Annotated in this window: 24 protein-coding genes and 1 pseudogene; 6 read left to right on the plus strand and 19 right to left on the minus strand. The window is 59.2% G+C overall.

Annotated features, from left to right (window positions below; all coding sequences use genetic code 11):
- The first annotated feature begins 194 nt into the window (after positions 1 to 194).
- The 3 genes from purM to AC1RT4_RS10310 are packed head-to-tail and all read left to right on the plus strand — an operon-like array spanning position 195 to position 2,625.
- Positions 195 to 1,253 (plus strand): phosphoribosylformylglycinamidine cyclo-ligase, encoded by a 1,059-nt coding sequence (purM, locus tag AC1RT4_RS10300; protein ID WP_007950393.1) that lies wholly within the window; start codon positions 195 to 197, stop codon positions 1,251 to 1,253.
- Entirely contained in the window at positions 1,253 to 1,903 is a 651-nt protein-coding gene (gene purN / locus AC1RT4_RS10305) for a phosphoribosylglycinamide formyltransferase (protein ID WP_085608847.1), read from the plus strand. The genes purM and purN overlap by 1 nt, the downstream gene beginning before the upstream one ends.
- A gap of 8 nt (positions 1,904 to 1,911) precedes the next feature.
- Positions 1,912 to 2,625 (plus strand): DUF3108 domain-containing protein, encoded by a 714-nt coding sequence (locus AC1RT4_RS10310; RefSeq protein WP_007950391.1) that lies wholly within the window; start codon positions 1,912 to 1,914, stop codon positions 2,623 to 2,625.
- Positions 2,626 to 2,678: 53 nt separating this feature from the next.
- Here AC1RT4_RS10310 and AC1RT4_RS10315 read toward each other — a convergent pair whose 3' ends face one another.
- The 3 genes and pseudogenes from AC1RT4_RS10315 to AC1RT4_RS10325 form a co-directional block, all read right to left on the minus strand.
- Positions 2,679 to 3,722, minus strand: a complete 1,044-nt coding sequence (locus tag AC1RT4_RS10315; protein ID WP_431768342.1) for a methyl-accepting chemotaxis protein — start codon at positions 3,720 to 3,722, stop codon at positions 2,679 to 2,681.
- A 102-nt stretch (positions 3,723 to 3,824) separates the two neighbouring features.
- Positions 3,825 to 4,304: pseudogene (locus AC1RT4_RS10320) on the minus strand (MCP four helix bundle domain-containing protein); the annotation flags it as partial.
- A gap of 130 nt (positions 4,305 to 4,434) precedes the next feature.
- Entirely contained in the window at positions 4,435 to 5,472 is a 1,038-nt protein-coding gene (locus AC1RT4_RS10325; protein ID WP_493085307.1) for an amidohydrolase family protein, read from the minus strand.
- Between the two features lie 146 nt (positions 5,473 to 5,618).
- On the opposite strand from AC1RT4_RS10325, the gene AC1RT4_RS10330 reads away from it, so the two are divergent.
- Both AC1RT4_RS10330 and AC1RT4_RS10335 read left to right on the plus strand, forming a co-directional pair.
- Positions 5,619 to 6,035 (plus strand): OsmC family protein, encoded by a 417-nt coding sequence (locus AC1RT4_RS10330; protein WP_007959010.1) that lies wholly within the window; start codon positions 5,619 to 5,621, stop codon positions 6,033 to 6,035.
- Between the two features lie 61 nt (positions 6,036 to 6,096).
- Complete coding sequence (locus AC1RT4_RS10335; RefSeq protein ID WP_493085308.1) at positions 6,097 to 6,963, plus strand: pirin family protein; 867 nt, start codon at positions 6,097 to 6,099, stop codon at positions 6,961 to 6,963.
- A 231-nt stretch (positions 6,964 to 7,194) separates the two neighbouring features.
- Here the strand turns inward: AC1RT4_RS10335 and AC1RT4_RS10340 are convergent, their stop codons facing one another.
- From AC1RT4_RS10340 to AC1RT4_RS10355, 4 genes are all read right to left on the minus strand, one after another.
- Positions 7,195 to 7,923, minus strand: coding sequence for a dienelactone hydrolase family protein (locus AC1RT4_RS10340; protein WP_493085309.1), 729 nt, complete (start codon positions 7,921 to 7,923; stop codon positions 7,195 to 7,197).
- A 68-nt stretch (positions 7,924 to 7,991) separates the two neighbouring features.
- Positions 7,992 to 9,896 carry a molecular chaperone HtpG gene (gene htpG / locus AC1RT4_RS10345; RefSeq protein ID WP_493085310.1) on the minus strand — a complete coding sequence of 635 codons (1,905 nt, stop codon included), beginning with the start codon at positions 9,894 to 9,896 and terminating at the stop codon, positions 7,992 to 7,994.
- An 81-nt stretch (positions 9,897 to 9,977) separates the two neighbouring features.
- Positions 9,978 to 10,430, minus strand: coding sequence for a PaaI family thioesterase (locus tag AC1RT4_RS10350; RefSeq protein WP_007959014.1), 453 nt, complete (start codon positions 10,428 to 10,430; stop codon positions 9,978 to 9,980).
- Complete coding sequence (locus AC1RT4_RS10355) at positions 10,427 to 10,903, minus strand: PaaI family thioesterase (protein ID WP_493085311.1); 477 nt, start codon at positions 10,901 to 10,903, stop codon at positions 10,427 to 10,429. Before AC1RT4_RS10355 ends, AC1RT4_RS10350 begins: the two co-directional genes overlap by 4 nt.
- A 158-nt stretch (positions 10,904 to 11,061) precedes the next feature.
- On the opposite strand from AC1RT4_RS10355, the gene AC1RT4_RS10360 reads away from it, so the two are divergent.
- Positions 11,062 to 11,298, plus strand: coding sequence for a hypothetical protein (locus tag AC1RT4_RS10360; protein WP_007959016.1), 237 nt, complete (start codon positions 11,062 to 11,064; stop codon positions 11,296 to 11,298).
- Between the two features lie 77 nt (positions 11,299 to 11,375).
- On the opposite strand, the gene AC1RT4_RS10365 is transcribed toward AC1RT4_RS10360, so the two are convergent.
- The 12 genes from AC1RT4_RS10365 to sdhC all read right to left on the minus strand — a co-directional run bounded on the left by AC1RT4_RS10365 (position 11,376) and on the right by sdhC (position 25,671).
- Positions 11,376 to 11,777: an MAPEG family protein gene (locus tag AC1RT4_RS10365; RefSeq protein ID WP_493085312.1), complete on the minus strand. Its 402-nt coding sequence runs from the start codon at positions 11,775 to 11,777 to the stop codon at positions 11,376 to 11,378.
- Positions 11,777 to 12,514, minus strand: a complete 738-nt coding sequence (locus tag AC1RT4_RS10370; RefSeq protein ID WP_127797327.1) for a DUF599 domain-containing protein — start codon at positions 12,512 to 12,514, stop codon at positions 11,777 to 11,779. The genes AC1RT4_RS10365 and AC1RT4_RS10370 overlap by 1 nt, the downstream gene beginning before the upstream one ends.
- Before the next feature lie 151 nt (positions 12,515 to 12,665).
- On the minus strand, positions 12,666 to 13,979 hold the full coding sequence (gene brnQ, locus AC1RT4_RS10375) for a branched-chain amino acid transport system II carrier protein (protein WP_007959023.1): 1,314 nt from the start codon (positions 13,977 to 13,979) through the stop codon (positions 12,666 to 12,668).
- 329 nt (positions 13,980 to 14,308) lie between these two features.
- Positions 14,309 to 15,193: a succinate--CoA ligase subunit alpha gene (gene sucD / locus AC1RT4_RS10380; protein WP_007959025.1), complete on the minus strand. Its 885-nt coding sequence runs from the start codon at positions 15,191 to 15,193 to the stop codon at positions 14,309 to 14,311.
- Positions 15,193 to 16,359: an ADP-forming succinate--CoA ligase subunit beta gene (gene sucC, locus AC1RT4_RS10385; protein WP_007959029.1), complete on the minus strand. Its 1,167-nt coding sequence runs from the start codon at positions 16,357 to 16,359 to the stop codon at positions 15,193 to 15,195. The genes sucD and sucC overlap by 1 nt, the downstream gene beginning before the upstream one ends.
- Before the next feature lie 201 nt (positions 16,360 to 16,560).
- On the minus strand, positions 16,561 to 17,997 hold the full coding sequence (gene lpdA / locus AC1RT4_RS10390) for a dihydrolipoyl dehydrogenase (RefSeq protein WP_093224724.1): 1,437 nt from the start codon (positions 17,995 to 17,997) through the stop codon (positions 16,561 to 16,563).
- Between the two features lie 97 nt (positions 17,998 to 18,094).
- A complete protein-coding gene (gene odhB, locus AC1RT4_RS10395) occupies positions 18,095 to 19,315 on the minus strand; it encodes a 2-oxoglutarate dehydrogenase complex dihydrolipoyllysine-residue succinyltransferase (protein WP_007959031.1) in 1,221 nt (406 codons plus the stop codon).
- 42 nt (positions 19,316 to 19,357) lie between these two features.
- Positions 19,358 to 22,189 (minus strand): 2-oxoglutarate dehydrogenase E1 component, encoded by a 2,832-nt coding sequence (locus tag AC1RT4_RS10400; RefSeq protein ID WP_007959032.1) that lies wholly within the window; start codon positions 22,187 to 22,189, stop codon positions 19,358 to 19,360.
- A gap of 253 nt (positions 22,190 to 22,442) precedes the next feature.
- On the minus strand, positions 22,443 to 23,147 hold the full coding sequence (locus AC1RT4_RS10405) for a succinate dehydrogenase iron-sulfur subunit (protein WP_007959035.1): 705 nt from the start codon (positions 23,145 to 23,147) through the stop codon (positions 22,443 to 22,445).
- A gap of 11 nt (positions 23,148 to 23,158) precedes the next feature.
- A complete protein-coding gene (gene sdhA, locus AC1RT4_RS10410; RefSeq protein WP_007959037.1) occupies positions 23,159 to 24,931 on the minus strand; it encodes a succinate dehydrogenase flavoprotein subunit in 1,773 nt (590 codons plus the stop codon).
- A gap of 3 nt (positions 24,932 to 24,934) precedes the next feature.
- Positions 24,935 to 25,303 carry a succinate dehydrogenase, hydrophobic membrane anchor protein gene (sdhD, locus tag AC1RT4_RS10415; protein ID WP_007959040.1) on the minus strand — a complete coding sequence of 123 codons (369 nt, stop codon included), beginning with the start codon at positions 25,301 to 25,303 and terminating at the stop codon, positions 24,935 to 24,937.
- Positions 25,297 to 25,671, minus strand: coding sequence for a succinate dehydrogenase, cytochrome b556 subunit (gene sdhC / locus AC1RT4_RS10420; protein WP_011333113.1), 375 nt, complete (start codon positions 25,669 to 25,671; stop codon positions 25,297 to 25,299). Before sdhC ends, sdhD begins: the two co-directional genes overlap by 7 nt.
- Positions 25,672 to 25,991 lie beyond the last annotated feature (320 nt).

Genomic DNA, 25,991 nt, shown 5'->3' on the forward strand with positions numbered 1-25,991 from the left:
TTCCATCGATATGCCCCTGCCCGTCGGCGTGAGGATGGCCGCTGCCCCTCAAGCCTGATAAAATCGCGCGCCTTCGCAGACCGGCAACAGCCGGGCACCCCGAACTTCGCGTGAGGCAATCGCCCCTGTCGGATTCGGCGTTCCCGCTGAACTCGGTCGTTACCCCTGAATCCCCTCCCCTAAAGGCCTGGATCATGAGCAAGCAACCCTCCCTGAGCTACAAGGACGCCGGTGTAGACATCGACGCCGGTGAAGCATTGGTCGAACGCATCAAGAGCGTCGCCAAGCGCACTGCGCGCCCGGAAGTCATGGGCGGCCTGGGCGGTTTCGGCGCCCTCTGCGAGATCCCGGCCGGTTACAAACAGCCGGTACTGGTTTCCGGTACTGACGGCGTCGGCACCAAGCTGCGCCTGGCGCTGAACCTGAACAAGCACGACAGCATCGGCCAGGATCTGGTCGCCATGTGCGTCAACGATCTGGTGGTGTGTGGCGCAGAGCCGCTGTTCTTCCTCGACTACTACGCCACCGGCAAACTGAACGTCGACGTAGCGGCCACCGTGGTTACCGGTATCGGTGCAGGCTGCGAACTGGCTGGCTGCTCGCTGGTCGGCGGCGAAACCGCTGAAATGCCTGGCATGTACGAAGGCGAAGACTACGACCTGGCCGGCTTCTGCGTCGGCGTCGTGGAAAAAGCCGAAATCATCGACGGCTCGAAAGTCGCCACCGGTGATGCCCTGATCGCCCTGCCATCGTCCGGCCCGCACTCCAACGGCTACTCGCTGATCCGCAAGATCATCGAAGTGTCCGGAGCCGACATCGAAACCGTTCAGCTCGACGGCAAGCCGCTGACCGAACTGCTGATGGCCCCGACCCGCATCTACGTGAAGCCGCTGCTCAAGCTGATCAAGGACACCGGCGCGGTCAAAGCCATGGCCCACATCACCGGTGGCGGCCTGCTCGACAACATCCCGCGCGTTCTGCCAAAAGGCGCTCAGGCCGTGGTTGACGTGGCCAGCTGGAACCGCCCGGCCGTCTTCGACTGGCTGCAAGAGAAAGGCAACGTCGACGAAACCGAGATGCACCGCGTTCTGAACTGCGGCGTGGGCATGGTGATCTGCGTGGCTCAGGAGCACGTAGAAGTTGCCTTGAACACCCTGCGTGACGCCGGCGAGCAGCCTTGGGTCATCGGTCAGATCGCTGTCGCTGCCGAAGGCGCGGCTCAGGTCGAACTGAAGAACCTCAAGGCTCACTGATGTCCCAGACCTGTGATGTCGTGGTGCTGTTGTCCGGCACCGGCAGTAACTTGCAGGCCCTGATCGACAGCACGCGGACCGGGGACAGCCCGGTCCGCATCGCTGCGGTGATTTCCAACCGCGCCGACGCCTACGGCCTGCAACGCGCCAGTGACGCGGGTATCGCCACCCGCTCGCTGGATCACAAGGGGTTCGAGGGCCGCGAGGCCTTCGATACCGCCCTGATCGAACTGATCGACGAATTCAACCCCAAACTCGTGGTACTGGCCGGCTTCATGCGCATTCTCAGCGCTGATTTCGTCCGTCACTACCAGGGTCGCCTGCTCAACATCCACCCGTCGCTGCTACCCAAATACAAAGGGTTACACACTCATCAGCGCGCGCTGGAAGCCGGCGACGCCGAACACGGCTGCTCCGTGCACTTCGTCACCGAGGAACTCGATGGCGGACCACTGGTCGTACAGGCAGTAATACCGGTAGAGTTGCACGATTCGCCGCAAAGTCTGGCGCAACGGGTTCACGTTCAGGAACACCTGATCTACCCGATGGCCGTACGCTGGTTCGCCGAAGGACGGCTGAGCCTCGGCGAGCAAGGTGCTTTACTGGATGGCCAGTTACTCGGGGCCAGCGGTCACTTGATTCGAAACTAGGAGATTTTATGCGTCGCGCCCTGCTCTTCGCTTGCGCTCTGCTCGCCCTGCCTTTTGCCCAGGCGGCAGACCTTCAACCGTTCTCCGCTAGCTACACCGCCGACTGGAAGCAGCTGCCCATGAGCGGCACTGCCGAACGCAGCCTGACCAAACAGGCCAACGGCGTCTGGAAGCTCAGCTTCAAGGCTTCGATGATGATTGCCAGCCTGTCCGAGGAAAGCACCCTGACCCTGGACAAGGACACCCTGCTGCCACAGTCCTACCACTTCGAACGCGGTGGTCTGGGCAAGGCGAAAAAGGCTGACCTGGACTTCGACTGGGCCAACAAGCTGGTGACCGGCACCGACCGCGGCGACGCGGTGAAAATCCCGCTCAACCGCGGTATGGTCGATAAATCCACCTATCAACTGGCGCTGCAGCATGACGTGGCCGCCGGCAAGAAAAGCATGAGCTATCAGGTGGTCGATGATGGCGAAGTCGATACCTACGACTTCCGCGTGCTGGGTTCGGAGAAAGTCGAAACCAAGGCCGGCCAGATCGATGCGATCAAGGTCGAGCGCGTCCGCGATCCGACACAAAGCAAGCGCATCACTGTCCTGTGGTTCGCCAAGGACTGGGATTACCTGCTGGTTCGCCTGCAACAGGTCGAAACCGACGGCAAGGAGTACAACATCATGCTCCTCGACGGCACGGTCAACGGCAAGACAGTCAAAGGCAGTTGATTCAACAAAAAGCCCCGCAAATGCGGGGCTTTTTTTCGCCTGTCGAACGCTGATCAGACCGAGAACTTGGCGACCATGCTGTTCAGGTCCACCGCCAGCCGCGACAGCTCCTGACTCGCGGCACTGGTCTGATTGGCCCCGGCAGACGTCTGCATCGCCAGGTCACGGATGTTCATCAGGTTGCGATCAACTTCCCGCGCAACGGCCGCCTGCTCTTCCGACGCACTGGCAATCACCAGATTGCGCTCGTTGATCAAGGTGAACGCCGAAGCAATTTCCTCCAACGCCACGCCAGCCGCCTTCGCCAGCTCCAGGGTCGAGCGCGCCCGGACGTTGCTCTGCTGCATCGAGCTGACCGCCGAATCGGTGCCCTGCTGGATGCCGCCGATCATCTGCTCGATCTCCTGCGTCGACTGCTGAGTGCGATGGGCCAGCGCCCGCACTTCGTCCGCCACCACCGCGAAACCCCGTCCGGCATCACCCGCCCGGGCGGCCTCGATCGCCGCGTTCAATGCCAGCAGGTTGGTCTGTTCGGCAATCGATCGGATCACATCCAGCACCTTGCTGATGCTGTAGACCTTCTGCGCCAGATCCTCCACCTGCGTGGCATTCGCCGTGACATCGTCCGCCAGCAACTCGATGGACGACACCGTCTGCTGCACCTGCTCGCGACCATGCTGGGCAATGCGATCAGACTCACGGGAAGCCTCGGAAGTCGCAACGGCATTGCTCGCCACCTCTTCCACGGCAGCGGTCATCTGATTGACCGCCGTGGCGGCCTGTTCAATCTCAAGACTCTGCTGATGCAGCCCTCGCGTCGCGTCTTCGGTGACGCAGCTCAGCTCTTCCGAGGCCGAAGCCAGCTGACTGGAGGACTCCGAAATCCGGCGGATGGTGTCACGCAGGTTGTGCTGCATGCTCTTGAGCGCGTGCAGCAGCCGCGCTGGCTCGTCCTTGCCGGAAATGCTGATGTCCCCGGTCAGATCGCCACCGGCCACCACTTCCGCCACGTTGAGCGATTGCGACAGCGGCAGCACGATGCTGCGGGTCAGCAACAACGCCAGCGCAATGGTAATCAGCGCGGTGATGCCGATCATCACACCGACCCAGACCCGGGAATTGGTGAACACCAGCCGTGCAGCCTCAGTGGCGAGGTTGGCGTTGTGCTTGTTCAGCTCGACCAGTTCACGCAGGCTCACCGCAATTTCATCCGCCAACGGGCTCATCTGCCCGTTGAGAATAGCGGCCGCCTCCTCCACTCGTCCCTGAGCAGATAACGTCATCACCTGCGCCTGAAGCTCCAGGTACTTGTGTTCAGCGACCTTGAAGCGGTCGAACAGCGCGCGCTCTTCGGGCAATACGATCAGGATGTCGTAACGTTGCTGGGCTTCGCTCAGCACACCGCGCAGATCATTGAGCTTGGCGACATTCTGATCCAGCGCCTGCGGATCGCGATTGAGCAACAGGCGCATGGTCAGCGCACGCAGGCGCAACATGTCCTGGCTCATCTCGCCCACCGCCATCACGCTGGGCAGCCAGTTATTGTCGACCTCATCGGATTGCGCGCGCATGTTCGACATCTGCAGCAGGGCAAACGCCCCAAGCGCAAACACCATCAGCGCCAGCACGCCAAAACCCAGCCCGGCCCGGGGCGCAATATTGAGACTACGGATACTCATTGCTCTGGTTCCTTCCAAAAGCGCTGCATCAACCCTGCAGCTGGTTGCTCTAGAAGGTATCGGCCCTTTGGAAAATTGCGTAAGACCAAAACGTGATATCAAAAGGCCTCGATACTTCGAACCTGGCGCATTAACGATTCAGCGCGGGTTTGCCGGACTTGAGCGCTGTTCGCGGCAAGATCGCCAGGAAGTTGTCCCGCGCGACTTTTTTCGCCACCGCCTCCGGCAAGGCATCAAGAAATTGCTTGAAGCTGTGCATTTCCTTGCCGAGTTTGTTGAATCGCCCGACCACGTCCGAACCGAGCATGAAGCGATCCGGATAGCGTTCCACCAGTTGCACCCACTCGGCTCGCGGCTGGCCCTTTTCGTCCAGCAGATAAGGTGTCAGCAGGCTCCACGACAGATCAATGAACAGGTTCGGGTACGCCTCCAGCATTCGCGTCAGGGTCGGCAGCAGAAAATCCAGCTGCGTCTGATGACGATGGATTTCGGCACTGGTGCCAGCATGGGCCCAGATAAACCGTGTGTGCGGATGATTACGCAGCGGCTCTTCGATTTCCTTCAGGTACAGCGGATTCTTCTCACGCTTGGAGGTGATGTTGGAATGCAGCATCACCGGCAGATCGTTTTCGGCGGCCAGGTGATAGATGCGGGTCATGGCTTCGTTGTTGGCGCGCGGCGTGTCGCCGGAGGTCAGCGCGGTAAGGTCGTCGTGGCGAGTGAAGACTTCGCCGATGCCCTGCCACAAGCCGGGATACAGATCGAGCATGCGCTGGATGTGCGCGGCGGAGTTCTTGTCGTTGGGGTTGAAGCCTGAAAGAAACGGGTGAAAGTACTGGCGTTGCTCCGGTGCGAGTTTCTGCACCGCGTCGGCGACGATCACGTCAGTCGCGCTGTACCAATAGGCATCGGCGTCATCGCCGGCGTAGTAACGCGGGCGCTTCGGCTCGTCTTCGTGCCATTTCTTCGCCACGGGAATGCCGGAAATCATCACGTGCTCAATGGAGTTTTCCTTCATGGCCGTCAGCAATTTCGGCATGCCGGCGGTTTCCTGGAAAAAATCCACGTAATGAAGGTGCGCGTCACTGTAGGTGTAGTCCCGGGCACTGGCGACACCGGTAAAAACCATCAGGCAGGCAAGACTCAAACGAAACACGGACACAAGCATTCTCCAACAGACAGGCATAGCCTAGACCCTCGCCGGGCAACGAGGGTTCACCCGGCAAGAAAGTGGAACGTGCCTGTGTGGGAATGCTCTATACCTGCAAGGTCTTTTTTGATCGAATCCCTTTTCCTACAGCTTGCGAGGTTCACATGACCGTTACCGTCAATACCGTGTCCGCCGAAGGTTTTCGCCACACCGTACAGATCGATGAGCACGAGCTGTTTGCCGATGTCCCGACGACTGCCGGCGGCGAGGGCTCGGCTCCGGAGCCGCACGATTACTTCGACGCCGCCCTCGGCGCCTGCAAGGCCCTGACCCTGAAGCTGTACGCGAAGAAAAAGGACATCCCGCTGACCGGCGTCGGCGTTGAGGTCAAGCGCGACAACAGCCAGGAACAGAAAGGCAAATACGCCCTGCACGTGACCCTCACCCTCAAGGGCGTGCTCACCGATGCCCAGCGCGAAGAACTGCTGCGTGTTGCCGATCGCTGCCCGATCCACAAGCTGATGACCACCAGCGAAGTCACCATCGAAACCCACGCACCAGTCGGCTTCGACAGCCAGTAATCACCCCGATGACACCGGCGGGTTATGCTCCACGCATCACCCGCCAAGCCTGGAATGGACCATGGACACCCAACCCCTGATCATCCGCCCGCGCGCCGAAGACGTCGAAGGCCAGCCGATTCTGCGCCCGCTGCCGTCAGCCAAATGCCGCAGCGTCGGGCCTTTCGTGTTTTTCGACCACATGCTCGAAACGGTTTATCCGGCGGGCAAAGGCATGAACATCCGACAGCACCCGCACATCGGTCTGTCGACCCTCACGTATTTGTTCGACGGGCAGATCCAGCACAAGGACAGCCTGGGTTCAGATCAGGTGGTCAGCGCCGGCGATGTCAGCTGGATGACCGCCGGCACGGCGATCGCTCACGTCGAGCGCACGCCCGACCCGCTATGGGAACAAAGATTCAAGATGCACGGCCTGCAAATCTGGCTCGCCTCGCCCAAGGATCACGAACAAGGCCCGGGGCATTACAGCCACCACCCGGCCGCGACCTTGCCGGTCAGCGATAACCTCGGCGTGCAGATCCGCATGATCGCCGGGTCAGGCTTTTGCCTGGAATCACCGGTGCCAGTGCTTTCTCCTACGCTCTATGCCGAACTGAAGATGCAGACCGCGACCACACTGCTGATCCCAACCGAGCATGAAGAGCGGGCGCTGTATGTGTTGAGCGGTGATGTGCAACTGAATGGCGAGACGGTGGAACCCCATGCGCTGGTGGTGTTGCCGGCCGGGGAAGAGATGAGCCTGTTTGCCGAGAGCGACAGCCACGCGATGTTGTTCGGCGGTGCGCCACTGGACGGGCCACGACGGATCAACTGGAATTTTGTCGCGAGCGATCCGGCGGCGATCGATGAGGCGCGGCGCAAGTGGGCGGCCGGGGACTGGCCGACGGTGCCGGGGGAAGTCGAGCGGATTGAATTGCCGCGTTAAACCGCCTGCCCTCACCCCAGCCCTCTCCCAGGGGGAGAGGGAGCCGACCGAGGTGTCTTGCGTCATACATCGACCTGAAAAAATCATGTCGATTATGGATTCAACACAGCCATTTCAGGTCGGCGTAATACCTGAGCATCCCCCGATCAGTCCCCTCTCCCTTCGGGAGAGGGTTAGGCGGGCGGCGTTCCGATGAGGGGCTTTTGCTCTTAGGCTTTTGCTCCTCAGGCTTCAGCCCTTGAACACTTCCTCCAGCAAATCATGCATCGACTTGAACGCCCGCGCTGCGGTCTTCGCGTCGTACATCATCTTGCCCGGCACATTCGCGTGCGGATCGGTGAACGAGTGCACCGCGCCGCCGTAGCTCAGCAACTGCCAGTCCACACCGGCGGCGTTCATCTCGTCCTCGAATGCCGGCAACTGCTCTTTCGGCACCAGCGGATCGGAAGCACCGTGCAGCACCAGCACCGAGCCCTTGATGTTTTTCGCATCCGCCGGGTTCGGCGAATCCAGTGTGCCGTGGAACGACACAGCCGCTTTCACCGCTGCACCGGTGCGGGCCAGATCCAGCGCACAGCAGCCGCCGAAGCAGAAACCGAATACCGCCAGTTTCGAGGTATCGACCGCCGCCTCGCCCTGCTTCTGCAATTGTTCGAACGCGGCCTGCATACGCTTGCGCAGCAGCGCGCGGTCATTCTTCAGCGGCATCATTGCCGCACCGGCCTGATCGGCATTCTGCGGACGCACAGTCTGGCCGTAGACGTCAGCGATCAGCACCACATAACCCTTGGCCGCCACCGATTTGGCGATCTCTTCAGCGCCAGCGCTGACACCCATCCAGTTCGGCGCCATCAGCAGACCCGGACGCGCGCCTTTGTGCTCGGCGTCGAACGCCAGGCGACCTTCATAAGGCTGGCCGTCAATCTGATAGACCACGGAACGTACAGTGACTTGGCTCATTTCTGACTCCTGATTGGTTGAACACCAGAATGAAAAAACCCGCCGAAGCGGGTTTTTCTACCGTTTGATCAAGCGGACAGCTCGACCAGCAGCTTGTTCAGGCGGCTCACGTAAGCGGCCGGGTCTTTCAAGCTGTCGCCAGCCGCCAGCGCGGCCTGGTCGAAGAGGATGTGCGACAGGTCGCCAAAACGCTCTTCGCTGGTTTCGTTGTCGAGCTTCGCGATCAGCGGGTGGCTCGGGTTGAATTCGAAGATCGGCTTCGAATCCGGCACCTTCTGCCCGCTGGCCTCGAGGATCTGACGCATTTGCAGACCCAGGTCCTGCTCGCCGATGGCCAGAATGGCCGGCGAATCGGTCAGGCGATGGGAAACCCGGACTTCGGCAACGGAGTCGCCCAGTGCGGTTTTCAGACGCTCGACCAGACCCTCTTTCGACTTGGCGACTTCTTCTGCGGCCTTCTTGTCCTCTTCCGAGTCCAGGTTGCCCAGGTCCAGGTCACCGCGCGCGACGTCGACAAAGCTCTTGCCGTCGAACTCGCTGAGGTAGCTCATCAACCACTCGTCGATGCGGTCGGTCAGCAGCAGCACTTCGATGCCTTTCTTGCGGAAGACTTCCAGGTGCGGGCTGTTCTTGACCTGCGCGTAGGTTTCGCCGGTGAGGTAGTAGATCTTGTCCTGACCTTCCTTGGCGCGCGCCAGGTACTCGGCCAGACCGACGATCTGCTCGCCGTCGTCGCCATGGGTCGATGCGAAACGCAGCAGACCGGCGATTTTTTCCTTGTTGGCGAAATCTTCTGCCGGGCCTTCTTTCATGACCTGACCGAAGTTTTTCCAGAAGCCCTTGTATTGCTCAGGCTCGTTCTTCGCCAGTTTTTCCAGCATGTCCAGCACGCGCTTGGTCAGCGCCGACTTCATCGAGTCGATGATCGGGTCTTTCTGCAGGATTTCCCGCGACACGTTCAGCGACAGGTCGTTGGAATCGACCACGCCCTTGATGAAGCGCAGGTAAAGCGGCAGGAACGACTCGGCCTGATCCATCACGAACACGCGCTGTACGTACAGCTTCAGGCCTTTCGGCGCTTCACGCTGGTACAGATCGAACGGTGCGCGGGCCGGCACGTACAGCAGCGAGCTGTACTCGAGCTTGCCTTCAACCTTGTTGTGGCTCCACGACAGCGGGTTTTCGAAGTCGTGGGCGATGTGTTTGTAGAACTCCTGGTATTCCTCGTCCTTCACTTCGGTGCGAGGACGGGTCCACAGGGCGCTGGCGCGGTTGACGGTTTCCCATTCAACTTCAGGCTTCTCTTCGCCTTCGGCAGCGGCCACTTCTTTCGGCAGCTCGATCGGCAGAGCAATGTGGTCGGAGTACTTCTTGATGATGTTGCGCAGACGCCAGCCATCGGCGAACTCGTCTTCACCGGATTTCAGGTGCAGGACGATGCGGGTGCCGCGCTCCGGCTTGTCGATGGTGGCGACTTCGAATTCGCCCTCGCCTTTCGACGACCAGTGCACGCCTTCGCTGGCGTCGGTGCCGGCGCGACGGCTGTACACGTCAACTTTGTCAGCGACGATGAAGGCCGAGTAGAAACCGACACCGAACTGACCGATCAGGTGCGAATCCTTCTTCTGATCGCCGGACAGGTTTTTCATGAAATCGGCAGTGCCGGATTTGGCGATGGTCCCCAGGTGGGCGATCACATCGTAGCGGCTCATGCCGATGCCGTTGTCTTCGAGGGTGACGGTCTTGGCGTCCTTGTCGAAGCTCACACGGATTTTCAGTTCAGCGCCACCTTCGAGCAACTCAGGCTTGGCCAGGGCTTCGAAGCGCAATTTGTCGACGGCGTCGGAGGCGTTCGAGATCAATTCGCGAAGGAAGATTTCCTTGTTGGAATACAGCGAATGGATCATGAGGTGCAGCAGTTGCTTCACCTCGGTCTGGAAGCCCAGGGTTTCCTTTTGAGTTTCCACACTCATGGTCATCAAACTCCAATCAGATGGCATTGGCCGCGACCTTGCTGGTCGGCGGCGGGTTGTTCTGTGAGTTGGGGGCGTGCTTCAGGATTTCAAGGGCTCATCGATTTTGAAGTGCGCGCGGGCGGTAGCAATTGGTTCGCTTTCGGTGCTTTGCCAGGCCGTGACCGCGACGTTGGCCACCCGCCGGCCCTGACGGCAGACCTGACACCGGGCCCACGTATCGCGAAACTGCCCGGCCCGCAGGTAATCGAGGGAGAAATCGATAATCTTCGGCACACCCGGCGCGCCGGTGAAAATCAGCAGGTGCAGGGCCGCAGACAACTCCATGAACCCGGCAATCACCCCGCCGTGGATCGCCGGCAATAGAGGGTTACCAATGTTGTCCTTGTTGGCCGGCAGCTTGAACAGCAAGTCATCACCGACCCGCGAACACTCGACGCCGATGAGTCCGGCGTAGGGGATCAGCTTCAGCAGCGGCGCGTAGTCACCCTTCTCGTGCGCTTCTTGCAGTTGCTGCTTGAAATCATCGCTCATGGGTTTTCTCCCTTGATCGCGCCACCAAAGCCCCTGGTGCCTTTAAGGCCCTTGCCCATGCGCATGAAGGTGCCGACGACGTGGGCAATCGGTTGCTCGGGATCATCCTGATAGGCGAAGCCGCGAGCGAAGATCACATCGGTGGTGACTCGATAGCATTGGGCAAAGCCATACACGTCTTTATGCGGCTCGGCAGCGTGCATGTAGTCGATGCGCAGATCGAGGGTCGGGCAGACTTCGAATTCCGGCAGGACGCACAGGGTCGACATGCCGCACGCGGTATCCATCAACGAGGTGATTGCCCCGCCGTGGATGACGCCGGTCAGCGGGTTGCCAACGATTTGCTCACTGTACGGCAGCACCACCGTCAGGCCTTCGCTACTTGCGCTGTGCACCTTCAATCCCAGCACCTGACAGTGGCGCAAGGCCGAGAGAAACCGTGTCGCACGCTCAAAAACGGGGTTTTCGGCCATTTGATAATTACTCTTGTTAGTCGCTATTCCCGGTAGTGGAAAGAACAGCAAAAGTTCCATTGCAAAACAAACTTATATATCTGTGAGAAATGAGGAACTTAACCCTTGGGCCTGAGCTCTTAAGGCCAGTAGTTATTTTCCATAAGGAGAAACACCCCATGCGTAAGACTTTAGCTATTGCCTTGATGTTGACCGCTTCCCTCGGTCTCGCTGCCTGCGATAAAAAATCCGAGGACAAAGCTCAAGATGCCAACCAACATGCTGAACAAGCTCAGCAAGACATGAACAAAGCTCAGGATAAAGTGAACGACGCAGCGAAAGAAAACGCCGAAGCTGCCAAAGCTCAGGCCGAATCGAACGCTGCAGCGCAAGAAGAAGCCGCCAAGAAGCAATAAGCCGCTTCTGGCTGGCAAAAAAGAAAACCCGCCAAGTGCGGGTTTTCTTTTGCCTGTCATTTTTTGCCAATGCCGTCTTAGAGCAAGACAGTTCTAAAAGTCGGACTAATCATCAACAACAATGAACACACTAAGCCGACCAGCCAGACCAGACTGCGCAGCGTGGGAATATCCGCCAGGTAAAACCACAAATAGAAAATCCGCGAGATCACGAAGATGATCGCCAATGTATCGATCAGCCATCCCGCCGTCTGCGTGGTATGCGCCATCAGCACGCCAACCGCAAACAGAATGAACGCTTCGATGCTGTTCTGATGTGCCGCCAGCGCCCGGGCCCCGTAACCGGTGAGTTGCGACTGTTGCTGACGTGGCAGGTGGTTGTTGTAACCACCCTGCTCTTTCATGGCCTTGCCGACCGGCATCCGCGCCACGTAGATCAACAATGCACTGATAAACACACACCAGAACGGAATACTCATCAAGCAGCCTCTTTGTTCGCTTCGGGCATTGGCGCCTCTGTAGGGGTATAGACCATTACATCGAGCACGTCGGAATGAAACTCCCGGCGATACAACACCAGCACCACGCCTGCGCTCATCAACATGAACAGCCACGGGCTGACGAACCACGCCAGCATGCTCATGCCGAAGTAATAGGAACGCAGACCGAAGTTGAACTGGTTGGCCGCCATCGAAATCACTCGAGCCGCCCGCGAGGCGAACGCCTTGCGCTCCTGCTCCGAGACTTGCCGCTCACCGATCATGGGGGCCGAGCCGACCAGAATGGCGGCGAAATTGTATTGGCGCATGCACCAGCTGAAGGTGAAGAAGGCGTAAACGAACACCAGCGCCAGGCACAGCAACTTGATCTCCGACATGCCCTGCGAGGCCTGTTGCACCATCGGAATGTCCGCCAACAGCGACACCGCGCGCTCGGACGCGCCAAGCACGGTCAGAATGCCCGCCAGGATAATCAGCGTGCTGGAGGCGAAGAAAGAGGCGTTGCGCTCAAGGTTGCCGATCACGCTGGCGTCGGCGATGCGGTTGTCACGCAGCAGCATGCGGCGCATCCAGTCTTCGCGATACAGGTGCAGCACGCTGGCCAGGCACGCGGTGTCACGGGCCTTCCAGGTGGCATAACGGGTGTAACCGCCCCAGCAGATGACAAACCAGAGCGCGGCCAGCAGGTGGATCAGGTTGGCTTGGATGAACGACATGCAATTCCCTGTGATGAAGATTTCGGCTCCCCTTCGACGTTAGTCGAGGGAAAAAGACACTGCCTGAAGCCCATAAAAAATGCCCCGTATCGATTGATACGGGGCATTTCTGTTTAATCGCTCGGCAGCCGCTTGTGGCGGCCCGGCAATCTTAGGCGAGTGCTTCGGCGCGCTTGCCCAGCAGGCGATCGCAAACCACAGCAACCACCAGGGTCATCACGCACGGCACCAACCACGCCAGACCTTGCTCGCTCAGCGGCAGGTGGGCCAGTTGCGATGGCATCCAGTCAGCCAGACCGGCGCCTTTCAACGCATCGATGGTGCCGAACACGAACGACACCAGCATCACCGGACCCATGATGCGGCTCTGCTCATGCCAGAAGGCAGCGCAGAAGCTCAGGGCCACGAGCACGATGCACGGCGGATAGATCGCGGTCAGCACCGGGATCGAGAACGCGATCAGCTTGGTCAGGCCCAGGTTGGACACCAGCAGCGAGAACGCCGCCAGGATGATCACCAGGGTCTTGTACGACAGCGGCAGTACGCGGCTGAAGTATTCGGCACAGGCGCAGGTCAGGCCAACCGCCGTCACCAGGCAAGCCAGGGAAATCAGCACAGCGAGGAAGCCACTCCCCAGCGAGCCGAAGGTGTGTTGCACGTAAGCGTGCAGCACCGCGGCGCCGTTGGTCGCGCCCGCCGCCACTTCATGGCTGCCGGAACCCAGACGGAACAGGCTGACATACACCAGCGCCAGACCGACACCGGCAATCAGCCCGGCGATGATCGCGTAACGAGTGATCAGCGCCGGCGACTCTACGCCACGGGAGCGGATCGCGTTGACGATGACGATGCCGAACACCAGCGCGCCGAGGGTATCCATTGTCAGGTAACCATTGATGAACCCTTGGGAGAACGGTGCCGCAACGTATTCCGGAGTGGCCACGCCGATATCACCGGCCGGCAGTGCGAACGCGGCGATGCCGAGCACGGCCAGGGCGATGATCTTCAGGGGGGCGAGGAAGCGACCGACGGTATCCAGTAGACGCCCAGGGTAGAGCGAAATGAAGAACACCAGCAGGAAGTACACCGAACTGTAGAGGAACAGTGCCAGCGGGCTTTCGCCGGTCAGCGGCGCCAGACCCACTTCAAAGGAAACGGTCGCGGTACGCGGAGTGGCGAACAACGGGCCGACCGCGAGATAACACGCTGCAGCCAGCACGCCACCGGCGATCTTGCCGATCGGGCTGCTCAGGGCGTCCATGGCGCCACCGACCTTGGCCAGTGCAACCACGGTGACCACGGGCAAACCGACCGCCGTGATCAGGAAGCCCAGCGCCGCCATCCAGACGTTGGGTCCGGACTGCAAACCGACGATAGGCGGGAAGATGATGTTGCCGGCCCCGACGAACAGGGCGAATGTCATAAAGCCAAGTGCCAGGATGTCCTGACCTTTCAAAACTTTCATTAAGGAAATACCACACTACTGAATCGGAATTTAGAGGGGGATTTCCCTGTGGGGTTAGGGAAATGCTGTCAATCCGTATAAGACTGACCCGTTTAGCGCGTTGCATGCCTTGTGGGCGGCAGACGCAAAAATGGCTGCTAGCCTAACGAATTTGCCTGACAAACGCACTGTTAGAGGGCGAACTATCCGATACGCGACGTTTCTGTGTCGCGTTTTTGCATGTTATTGGGTGAGTGCTTATAAATTGCCATCGTCAATCCAAACGCCAGAAACGACAAAGGCCACCCGAAGGTGGCCTTTGTTGCTGGAGCAGAGAAGTCAGCCGAAGCTTACTTCTTCACTTCCCAGCCAGTCAGCTCGGCCAGGGCCTTGCCGATGTCTGCCAGCGAACGCACGGTTTTCACGCCTGCGTCTTGCAGAGCAGCGAACTTCTCGTCTGCAGTGCCTTTGCCGCCGGAGATGATTGCGCCAGCATGGCCCATGCGCTTGCCCGGAGGAGCAGTCACACCAGCGATGTAGGAAACAACCGGCTTGGTCACGTGTGCCTTGATGTAGGCAGCCGCTTCTTCTTCAGCCGAACCGCCGATCTCGCCGATCATTACGATCGCTTCGGTCTTCGGGTCTTCCTGGAACAGCTTCAGGATGTCGATGAAGTTCGAACCCGGGATCGGGTCACCACCGATGCCGACGCAAGTCGACTGACCGAAACCGGCGTCAGTAGTCTGCTTCACAGCTTCGTAGGTCAGGGTGCCGGAACGGGAAACGATACCGACCTTGCCTGGCAAGTGAATGTGACCTGGCATGATGCCGATCTTGCATTCGCCTGGGGTGATCACGCCTGGGCAGTTAGGGCCGATCAGGGTAACACCCAGCTCGTCGCACTTAACTTTGGCGTCCAGCATGTCCAGGGTAGGAATGCCTTCGGTGATGCAGACGATCAGCTTGATGCCGCCGAAAGCAGCTTCCAGGATCGAGTCCTTGCAGAAAGGAGCCGGAACGTAGATCACGCTGGCGGTGGCGCCAGTGGCTTCTACAGCTTCTTTCACGGTGTTGAACACAGGCAGGTTCAGGTGAGTGGTGCCACCTTTGCCTGGAGTCACGCCGCCAACCATTTTGGTGCCGTAGGCAATGGCTTGTTCGGAGTGGAAAGTACCCTGCGCACCGGTGAAGCCCTGGCAGATTACTTTGGTGTCTTTATTGATCAGGACGCTCATTACTTGCCCTCCGCAGCTTTAACGACTTGTTGAGCAGCGTCGGTCAGGCTGGTAGCAGCGATGATGTTCAAACCGCTTTCTGCCAGTACTTTAGCGCCCAGTTCAGCGTTGTTGCCTTCAAGACGAACAACAACCGGGATTTTCACGCCGACTTCTTTCACTGCACCGATGATGCCTTCGGCAATCATGTCGCAACGAACGATGCCGCCGAAGATGTTAACCAGTACTGCTGCGACATTGCTGTCGGACAGAATGATTTTGAAAGCTTCGGTTACGCGTTCTTTGGTAGCACCACCACCTACGTCGAGGAAGTTGGCTGGCTTGCCGCCGTGCAGGTTGACGATGTCCATGGTACCCATGGCCAGGCCGGCACCGTTCACCATGCAGCCGATGTTGCCTTCCAGCGCTACGTAGTTCAGTTCGAACTTGGCAGCGTGCGCTTCGCGCGGATCGTCCTGCGACGGATCGTGGAAAGTCTTCAGCTTAGGCTGACGGTACATTGCGTTGGCGTCGATGTTGATCTTGGCATCCAGGCAGTGCAGATCGCCATCAGCCTTGATCACCAGCGGGTTCACTTCCAGCAGAGCCAGGTCGTGATCCTTGAACAGCTTGGCCAGACCTACGAAGATCTTGGCGAACTGAGCAACCTGCTTGCCTTCCAGACCCAGCTGGAATGCCAGCTCGCGACCCTGGAATGGCTGAGCGCCAACCAGTGGATCGATGGTGGCTTTCAGAATTTTTTCTGGAGTGTCGTGAGCGATTTTCTCGATGTCCACGCCACCTTCGGTGGAAGCCATGAACACGATGCGACGGCTCGAACGGTCAACGACAGCGCCCAGGTACAGCTCTTTAGCGATATCAGTGCACGATTCAACCAGGATCTTGGTGACTGGCTGGCCGTTGGCGTCAGTCTGGTAAGTCACCAGACGCTTGCCCAGCCACTGCTGTGCGAAGGCTTTGGCGTCTTCTTTGCTGCGAACCAGCTTGACGCCGCCCGCTTTACCGCGACCACCGGCGTGAACCTGGGCTTTGACAACCCACTCGTTGCCGCCGATTTTGTCGCAAGCTTCTGCTGCTGCTTCCGGGGTGTCTACTGCGAAACCAGTGGAAACTGGCAGGCCGTATTCAGCGAACAGCTGCTTACCCTGATACTCGTGAAGATTCATGCTTTTTACCGTCTTCGTTAGGTACTGCGCATTCGGCGCTGCGCTCTTTATGAGTGCCGCGCCACCTGTGACTGCTGCTTGCGTAGCCTTTCCGGATACCCGGTGCAGCTACGCAAGGCTGCGTCCAGCGGACATTCCGCGGTGAGTCTTGCACGCAAGGCTCACGACGGGCCGTACCGCCGTGGTTTCTTATTGTGTGTCTTAACGCTTCTTGCGGTTGGCAATGTGGATGGCGCCGCCATTCACTGCCAAAGCTGCTTCGTGCAAGGCTTCAGACAGGGTCGGATGGGAGAAAACCATCATGCCCAGGTCTTCAGCGCTGGTGCCGAATTCCATACCGATCGCGCCCTGCTGAACCAGTTCTGCAGCGCTCGGGCCAATCACGTGCACGCCCAATACGCGGTCAGTCTTGGCATCGGCGATGACCTTGACGAAACCACCGGTATCGTTGGCGGCCATGGCACGGCCGGATGCTGCGAACGGGAAGGTGCCGACGTTAACTTCAACGCCTTCAGCTTTCAAGGCCTGCTCGGTTTTACCGACCCATGCGATTTCCGGGTGAGTATAAATAACCGAAGGGATCAGGTCATAGTTCATCTGGGCCTTGTGACCCTTGATGCGCTCGACAACCATGATGCCCTCTTCCGAGGCCTTGTGAGCCAGCATCATGCCGCGAACCACGTCACCGATGGCGTAAACGCCCGGTACGGTGGTGGCGCAGTGATCGTCAACGTGCACGAAACCGCGCTCGTCCAGGGTCACGCCGCTGTCGGCAGCCAGCAGATCAGTGGTCACCGGACGGCGACCAACGGCTACGATCAGCTTGTCGAAAGTGATGGTCTGTTCGCCGTTGGCATCGGTGTAGTTCACAACGACTTCGTCGCCGTTCACTTTCGAGCCGGTTACGCGAGCGCCCAGTTTGATGTCCAGACCCTGTTTGGTCAGGGTTTTCAGCGCTTCCTTGGAAACAGCGGTGTCCGCTGCCATCAGGAAGGTGTCCAGTGCTTCCAGAACAACCACTTCGGAGCCCAGACGCGACCATACCGAACCCAGTTCCAGACCGATCACGCCAGCGCCGATCACGCCCAGACGCTTGGGAACGGTCTGGAATTCCAGAGCGCCGGTCGAATCGACGATGACTTTCTGATCGACCGGAGCCGGTGGAATATCGATCGGACGCGAGCCTGGAGCCAGGATGACGTTTTCGGCTTCGATGACTTCAACCGAGCCGTCCGGCTTGGTGACTTCGACTTTCTTGCCGGCCAGCAGTTTGCCGTGGCCCTGGATCGAAGTAACGCCGTTGGCCTTGAACAGGGTGGCAACACCGCCGGTCAGGTTCTTGACGATGCCAGCCTTGCGGCCAACCATCGCAGCGACGTCCATTTTGACTTCGCCGGTCGAGATACCGTGGACGTTGAAGCTTTCTTTCGCTTCCTTGTATTTCCAGGAGCTGTCCAGCAGCGCCTTGGAAGGAATGCAGCCTACGTTCAGGCAGGTGCCGCCCAGGGCTTGCTTGCCTTCAGCATCGGTGTACTTCTCGATGCAGGCAGTGCTCAGGCCGAGTTGCGCGGCCTTGATAGCTGCCACGTAGCCGCCAGGGCCCGCACCGATCACTACTACGTCAAATTTCTGCGACATTCAAAAAATCCTCTTTAGCGAAAAGCTTCAAGCCGCGCGCTGCAAGCCAGGCTGCGTTTTCCCGCAGCTTGAAGCTTGCAGCGCGTGACTGCTTCTATCAGATATCCAGCAACAGACGAGCCGGATCTTCCAGCAGGTTCTTGATGGTCACCAGGAAGGTTACAGCTTCTTTGCCATCGATCAGACGGTGATCGTAGGACAGTGCCAGGTACATCATCGGACGGATCACGACCTGACCGTTGATGGCCATCGGACGCTGGATGATGTTGTGCATGCCCAGAATCGCTGCCTGCGGCGGGTTGACGATCGGGGTCGACATCATCGAACCGAAGGTACCACCGTTGGTGATGGTGAAGGTACCGCCGGTCATTTCGTCCATCGACAGTTTGCCGTCACGGGCTTTCTTGCCGAAGGTGGCGATGCCGCCTTCGATTTCAGCCAGGCTCATGTGTTCGGCGTTACGCAGAACCGGAACCACCAGGCCACGGTCGCTGGAAACAGCGACGCCGATGTCGGCATAACCGTGGTAAACGATGTCGTTGCCGTCGATCGAAGCGTTGACAGCCGGGAAGCGTTTCAGCGCTTCGGTGGCAGCCTTCACGAAGAACGACATGAAGCCCAGGCGCACGCCGTTGTGGGACTTCTCGAACAGGTCCTTGTACTTCGAACGCAGGGCCATGACTTCGGTCATGTCGACTTCGTTGAAAGTGGTCAGCATCGCCATGTTCGATTGAGCTTCAACCAGACGCTTGGCAACGGTGGCACGAACGCGGGTCATCGGAACGCGCTTCTCGATGCGGTCGCCAGCGGCGAACACAGGAGCGGCGGCGGCCGGAGCAGCAGCCTTGGCAGGCGCGGCAGCCGGAGCGGCTTTCTTGGCAGCAACGGCTGCAACCACGTCTTCCTTGGTCACGCGACCGCCTTTGCCGGTGCCGGCAACGGAAGCGATGTTGATGCCGTTCTCTTCAGCCAGCTTGCGCGCGGCAGGAGCTGCGATCGGGTCGTCTTCGCCATCAGCAGCTGGAGCAGCGGCAGCAGCGGCCGGAGCAGCAGCGGCAGCCGGAGCGGCAGCAGCAGCGCCGCCTTCAACGATGGAGCCCAGGACTTCGTCGGACAGGACGGTTTCGCCCTCGCCCTTGACGATTGCGCCCAGCACGCCGTCGGCGGTAGCCAGCACTTCCAGTACGACTTTGTCGGTTTCGATGTCGACGATCAGTTCGTCACGCTTGACGGCGTCGCCCGGTTGTTTGTGCCAGGTGGCAACGGTGCCATCGGCAACCGATTCCGGGAAAGTGGGGGCTTTGATCTCGATAGCCATTATCTGTGGTTCCTTAAATTCGGTTTCAGGTGCGCGAAGGCGTTAAACGGTAAACGCGGCTTGCAGCAGTTGTTCCTGCTGCTCGGCGTGCATCGATGCGTAACCACATGCAGGTGCAGCAGAAGCCTCACGGCCCGCGTACTCGAGTACGAGAGATTTGTTGAGGTTGCTGATGCTGCGACGCAGGTGGTGCTGGCTGCAGTACCAGGCGCCCTGGTTCATCGGCTCTTCCTGACACCACACGGCCGCTTTGGCATTGGTGTAAGGAGCCAGGACTTCTTTCAAGTCGTCCTCAGGGAACGGGTACAGCTGCTCGATACGCACGATGGCGATATCTTCGCGGCCTTCGGCACGACGTTTTTCCAGCAGGTCGTAGTAGACCTTGCCGCTGCACAGAACAACGCGCTCGACCTTTTTCGGGTCCAGTGCATCGATTTCCGGGATAACGGTCTGGAACGAACCTTCGGCCAGATCTTCCAGGGTCGAGATGGCCAGCTTGTGGCGCAGCAGCGACTTTGGAGTCAGAACGACCAATGGCTTGCGCAGCGGGCGAATCACCTGACGGCGCAGCAAGTGGTAGATCTGGGCCGGAGTGGTCGGCATGCACACCTGAATGTTGTGCTCGGCGCACAGCTGCAGGTAACGCTCAAGACGCGCCGAGCTGTGCTCAGGGCCCTGACCTTCGTAGCCGTGTGGCAGCAGCATGGTCAGACCGCAGAGACGGCCCCACTTGTGCTCGCCGCTGGTGATGAACTGGTCGATAACGACCTGTGCACCGTTGGCGAAGTCGCCGAACTGGGCTTCCCAGATCACCAGCGCGTTTGGCGTGGTGGTCGAGTAACCGTATTCGAACGCCAGTACGGCTTCTTCCGACAGGAACGAGTCGTACAGGTCGAAGCGTGGCTGACCTTCATAAAGATGCTTGAGCGGAATGTAGGTACCGGCATCTTTCTGGTTGTGCAGCACAGCGTGACGGTGCGAGAACGTACCGCGGCCGATGTCCTGACCGGTCATGCGGATCGGGTGACCTTCGAACGCCAGGGTCGCGTACGCCATGGTTTCGGCGTAACCCCAGTTGATCGGCAGGCCGCCGGCTTGCATCTTCTGACGGTCTTCGTAGATCTTCGCGACCTGACGCTGAACCACGAAGCCTTCCGGAATTTCCAGCAGCTTGGCGGACAGTTCCTGCAGGGTCTTGAGGTCGAAACGAGTGTCGTGACGCGCAGTCCAGGCGTGACCCAGATACGGACGCCAGTCCACGAACAGCTCTTTGTTCGGCTCTTTGACCAGCGATTTCACTACGTGCAGACCGTTGTCCAGCGCGTTGCGGTATTCGTCGACTTTCGCCTGAACACGCTCTGCGTCCAGCACACCGCCCTGGGTCAGACGATCAGCGTACAGCTCACGGGTGGTGCGCTGCTTGGTGATCTGCTGATACATCAGAGGCTGGGTGCCGCTTGGCTCGTCGGCCTCGTTGTGGCCGCGACGACGGTAGCAGACCAGGTCGATCACCACGTCACGCTTGAACTGCATGCGGTAGTCGATGGCCAGCTGGGTCACGAACAACACGGCTTCCGGATCATCACCATTCACATGGAGGATCGGCGCCTGGATCATTTTCGCAACGTCGGTCGCGTACTCGGTGGAACGCGAGTCCAGCGGGTTGCTGATGGTGAAACCAACCTGGTTGTTGATCACGATGTGCACGGTACCGCCGGTCTTGAAACCGCGGGTCTGCGACATCTGGAAGGTTTCCATCACCACGCCTTGACCGGCGAATGCCGCGTCACCGTGGATGGAGATCGGCAGAACCTTCTCACCGGTCGGGTCGTTGCGACGATCCTGACGGGCGCGAACCGAACCCTCGACCACCGGGGAAACGATTTCCAGGTGGGACGGGTTGAACGCCATGGCCAGGTGAACTTCACCGCCGGTGGTCATTACGTTGGACGAGAAGCCCTGGTGGTATTTAACGTCACCGGAACCCAGCTCGACCTTCTTCTTGCCTTCGAATTCGTCGAACAGCTCGCGCGGGTTCTTGCCGAAGGTGTTGACCAGAACGTTCAGACGGCCACGGTGGGCCATGCCGATGACGACTTCCTTGGTGCCGTAGGAACCGGAACGCTGGATCAGTTCGTCGAGCATCGGAATCAGGCTTTCGCCGCCTTCCAGACCGAAACGCTTGGTGCCCGGGTATTTGGTGCCCAGGTATTTTTCCAGGCCTTCACCGGCAGTCACGCGCTCGAGCAGGTGGCTCTTGATGTCCGCGGAGTATTCCGGACGGCCACGCACGCTTTCCAGACGCTGCTGGAACCACTGGCGCTGCTCGGAATCGGTGATGTGCGTAAATTCAGCGCCGATGGTGCGGCAATATGTCTGCTGCAACGCTTCGTGAATTTCGCGTAGGCTCGCTTCCTCTTTGCCGATGAACAGGTCGCCGGCACGGAAGGTCGTATCAAGATCGGCATTGGTCAAGCCGTAGTGATTGATCGACAGGTCTGCAGGTGCAGGACGCTGCCACAGCCCCAGCGGGTCAAGCTGGGCTGCCTGGTGGCCACGCATACGGTAGGCCTGGATCAATCGCAGCACTTCAACTTGCTTCTTCTCGTGCTCACTGCTCACGCTGCCGGCGGAAACCGGTTGGGCGCGGCGCTGGTTCTTTGCCAGCAGCACGAAATGATCGCGAATTGTGGAGTGCGAAACATCTGTGGCAGAGCTGCCGTCGGCAGGCAGCTTCTGAAAGTAGGTGCGCCACTCTTCTGGCACAGCGTTAGGGTCGTGCAGGTAGAGCTCGTAGAGCTCTTCCACATAGGCAGCGTTTCCACCTGAAAGGTAGGCGCTGTTCCACATGCGCTGCATCACGCTTTCTTGCATGCTTGGTCACCCTCGGTTAGGGGAACACCATCGGTGTCGACACCGAGCAAGCTTGCAGAAGTCCGAATGCAGCGACCAAAACAAGCCACTTAGGATCACACTGATAGTCCGGGTACCAGCCCGGATGCCCCTGCTTGTCTCATTTCTTCAAAATAAGAGCCGCAGCTTATGGCTGCTGCTCTGGTTATAGCCATGGCGCGGGTTGAAGCCCGCGCCTAAGCCCTCTACGGGTACAGCGGTTACAGCAGCTGAATCACACGCCGCTCGAAAGCAGCATGTTACGGATGTGACCGATGGCCTTAGTCGGGTTCAGGCCTTTCGGACATACGTTGACGCAGTTCATGATGCCCCGGCAGCGGAAGACGCTGAACGGGTCATCGAGGGACGCCAGACGCTCGGACGTCTTGGTATCACGGCTGTCTGCCAGGAAGCGGTACGCTTGCAGCAGGGCAGCTGGACCCAGGAACTTGTCCGGGTTCCACCAGAAGGACGGGCAAGAGGTCGAGCAGCAGGCGCACAGGATGCACTCGTACAGACCGTCGAGCTTTTCACGCTCTTCAGGGGACTGCAGACGCTCGATGGCCGGAGCCGGCGTGTCGTTCTGCAGGAATGGCTTAACCTTCTCGTATTGCTTGTAGAAGATGCTCATATCGACAACCAGGTCACGGATAACCGGCAAACCTGGCAGCGGACGAACGATCAGCTTGTTACCTTTTACGACAGCGGACAGCGGCGTGATGCACGCCAGGCCGTTCTTGCCGTTGATGTTCATGCCGTCGGAGCCGCAGACGCCTTCACGGCAGGAGCGACGATAGGAGAAACCTTCGTCCTGCTCTTTGATCAGGGCCAGCACGTCCAGCACCATCAGGTCTTTACCACCGGTATCGACCTGGAATTCCTGCATGAACGGCGCAGCGTCCTGATCAGGGTTGTAACGATAAACACTGACTTGCAACATGGCGGTCACCCTTAATAAGTCCGGACTTTAGGTTCGAAAGTCGGAACAGTCTTCGGCGAGAAGTTCACGGCACGCTTGGTGACGCGCTTGTCACCCGGGAAGTACAGGGTGTGGCACAGCCAGTTTTCGTCGTCACGATCTTCGAAGTCTTCACGGGCGTGAGCGCCGCGGGACTCTTTACGTACTTCGGCAGCGATGGCGGTAGCTTCAGCCACTTCCAGCAGGTTTTGCAGTTCCAGCGCTTCGATACGTGCAGTGTTGAACGCCTGCGACTTGTCGTTGATCTTCACATTCGCGATGCGCTTGCGCAGATCAGCCAGCTGGGCAATACCTTTCTGCATGTATTCGCCGGTACGGAATACACCGAAGTAGTTCTGCATGCAGCTTTGCAGCTCGCGACGCAGGGTAGCGACGTCTTCGCCGTCGGTACGATTGTTCAGGGCGTTCAGACGTGCCAGGGCAGCTTCGATGTCGGCTTCGGTAGCGTCGTCGTATTCGATGCCGTCGGTCAGCGCCTTCTCCAGGTGCAGGCCGGCAGCGCGGCCGAATACCACCAGGTCGAGCAGCGAGTTGCCGCCCAGACGGTTGGCGCCGTGAACCGATACGCAAGCCACTTCACCTACCGCGAACAGACCAGGAATGATCTGATCCACGCCCTCGGCGTCCTGGGTGATCGCCTGGCCGTGAATGTTGGTGGCAACGCCGCCCATCATGTAGTGGCAAGTCGGAACAACCGGAACCGGAGCAACCACCGGGTCAACGTGTGCGAAAGTCTTCGACAGTTCGCAGATGCCTGGCAGACGGCTGTGCAGCACTTCCTCGCCCAGGTGGTCGAGTTTGAGCATTACGTGGTCGCCATTCGGACCGCAACCGTTGCCGGCGATGATTTCCTTAACCATCGAACGGGCAACAACGTCACGACCGGCAAGGTCTTTGGCGTTCGGAGCATAACGCTCCATGAAACGCTCGCCGTGCTTGTTGATCAGGTAACCACCTTCACCACGGCAGCCTTCGGTAACCAGTACACCGGCGCCGGCGATGCCGGTCGGGTGGAACTGCCACATTTCGATGTCTTGTACCGGCACGCCAGCACGCAGAGCCATGCCGACGCCGTCACCGGTGTTGATCAGGGCATTGGTGGTGGATGCGTAGATACGACCTGCACCGCCGGTAGCCAGTACGGTGGCCTTGGCGCGGATGTAGGTGGTTTCGCCGGTTTCGATGCAGATCGCGATCACACCGACGAATTCGCCTTCCTGGTTTTTCACCAGGTCGACAGCGTAGTACTCGTTCAGGAACGTGGTACCGGCTTTCAGGTTGCCCTGATAAAGGGTGTGCAGCAGCGCGTGACCGGTACGGTCGGAAGCGGCGCAGGTACGGGCAGCCTGCCCGCCTTTACCGTAATCCTTCGACTGACCGCCGAACGGACGCTGGTAGATACGGCCTTGCTCGGTACGCGAGAACGGCAGACCCATGTGGTCCAGCTCGAAAACGGCAGCCGGGCCTTCCTGACACATGTATTCGATAGCGTCCTGGTCACCGATGTAGTCGGAACCCTTGACGGTATCGTACATGTGCCAGCGCCAGTCATCGTTCGGGTCGGCCGAAGCGATGGCGCAGGTGATGCCGCCCTGTGCGGACACAGTGTGCGAACGCGTCGGGAAAACCTTGGTGATCACGGCAGTCTTGTGACCGCCCTGTGCCAGTTGCAGCGCTGCGCGCATGCCGGCACCGCCGCCACCAATAATGATGGCGTCGAAAGAAATCGTTGGAATGTTAGCCATGAATCAGATACCCCAGAGAATCTGCACACCCCAGACGAAGTAAGCGAACATCGCGACGCCGCATACTGCCTGGAAAAGGAAACGTACTGCAGTCGCGGACTTGCCCAGCGCCATTGGCGTCAGGTAGTCGGTCGCGATGGTCCACATGCCGACCCAGGCGTGAGCGCCCAGGGCAACCAGTGCCAGCAGACTGAAGATACGCATTCCGTTGTGGGCGAACAGGCCGTGCCATTGGTCGTAGCCAATGCCCGGGTTCGCGACGAGGTAGCCGATCAGGAAGATGAAATAAGCCGCGAGAACGACCGCAGACACACGTTGTGCCATCCAGTCATAGAGGCCCGAACGCGAAAGGTTTGTAACGCTGGTTACCATATCCAAACTCCTGCCAGAACGATCAGCACCACGGAAACGGCGATGATCAGTTTCGAGCCCAGGCGGCCGCCTTCCAGCGTCTCACCGATGCCCATGTCCATGATCAAGTGGCGCACACCGGCAACCAGGTGATACAGAAGAGCGGACAGGAGGCCCCATGCTACGAACTTGGCCAGCGGGCTGGTCAAGCATGCCTTCACCTCGACATAACCTTCCTCGGAACCCAGGGATTTGCCCAATGCATAAAGCATGATGCCAAGGCCCAGGAAGAGGATGATGCCGGAAACACGGTGAAGAAACGACGTAACGCCGGTGATGGGGAGTTTGATGGTCCTTAGGTCTAGGTTTACAGGTCGTTGGCTTTTCACGGCTTTTTTTTCACACTGAAGAGCCCCTAACAATCAGGGCAAAGTTGTTGGGGAGTGCACTGGTCAGGTAACCACCACCCAGGGATGCGACCCCCAATGAAAGCAAGCCCAAAAGCCCTTGGCGGTCGGTCGCCGAGTATAGACAGTTAGGCTACTAATGACAACGCAATCGCCTACCCCCAATAGCGGATTGCACAAGTCGTATAAAAGGCGTAAATGGCAGGCAATTTCGAGGAAAAAGTACGGTTAAAGCCTTCTGGAGCAAGACTTTAGGCAAATTGACATTCGAATTTATCTCACTATAGTGGTGCGGGCCCTGC

It is taken from the genome of Pseudomonas sp. GW821-FHT11D10, from assembly GCF_058808435.1.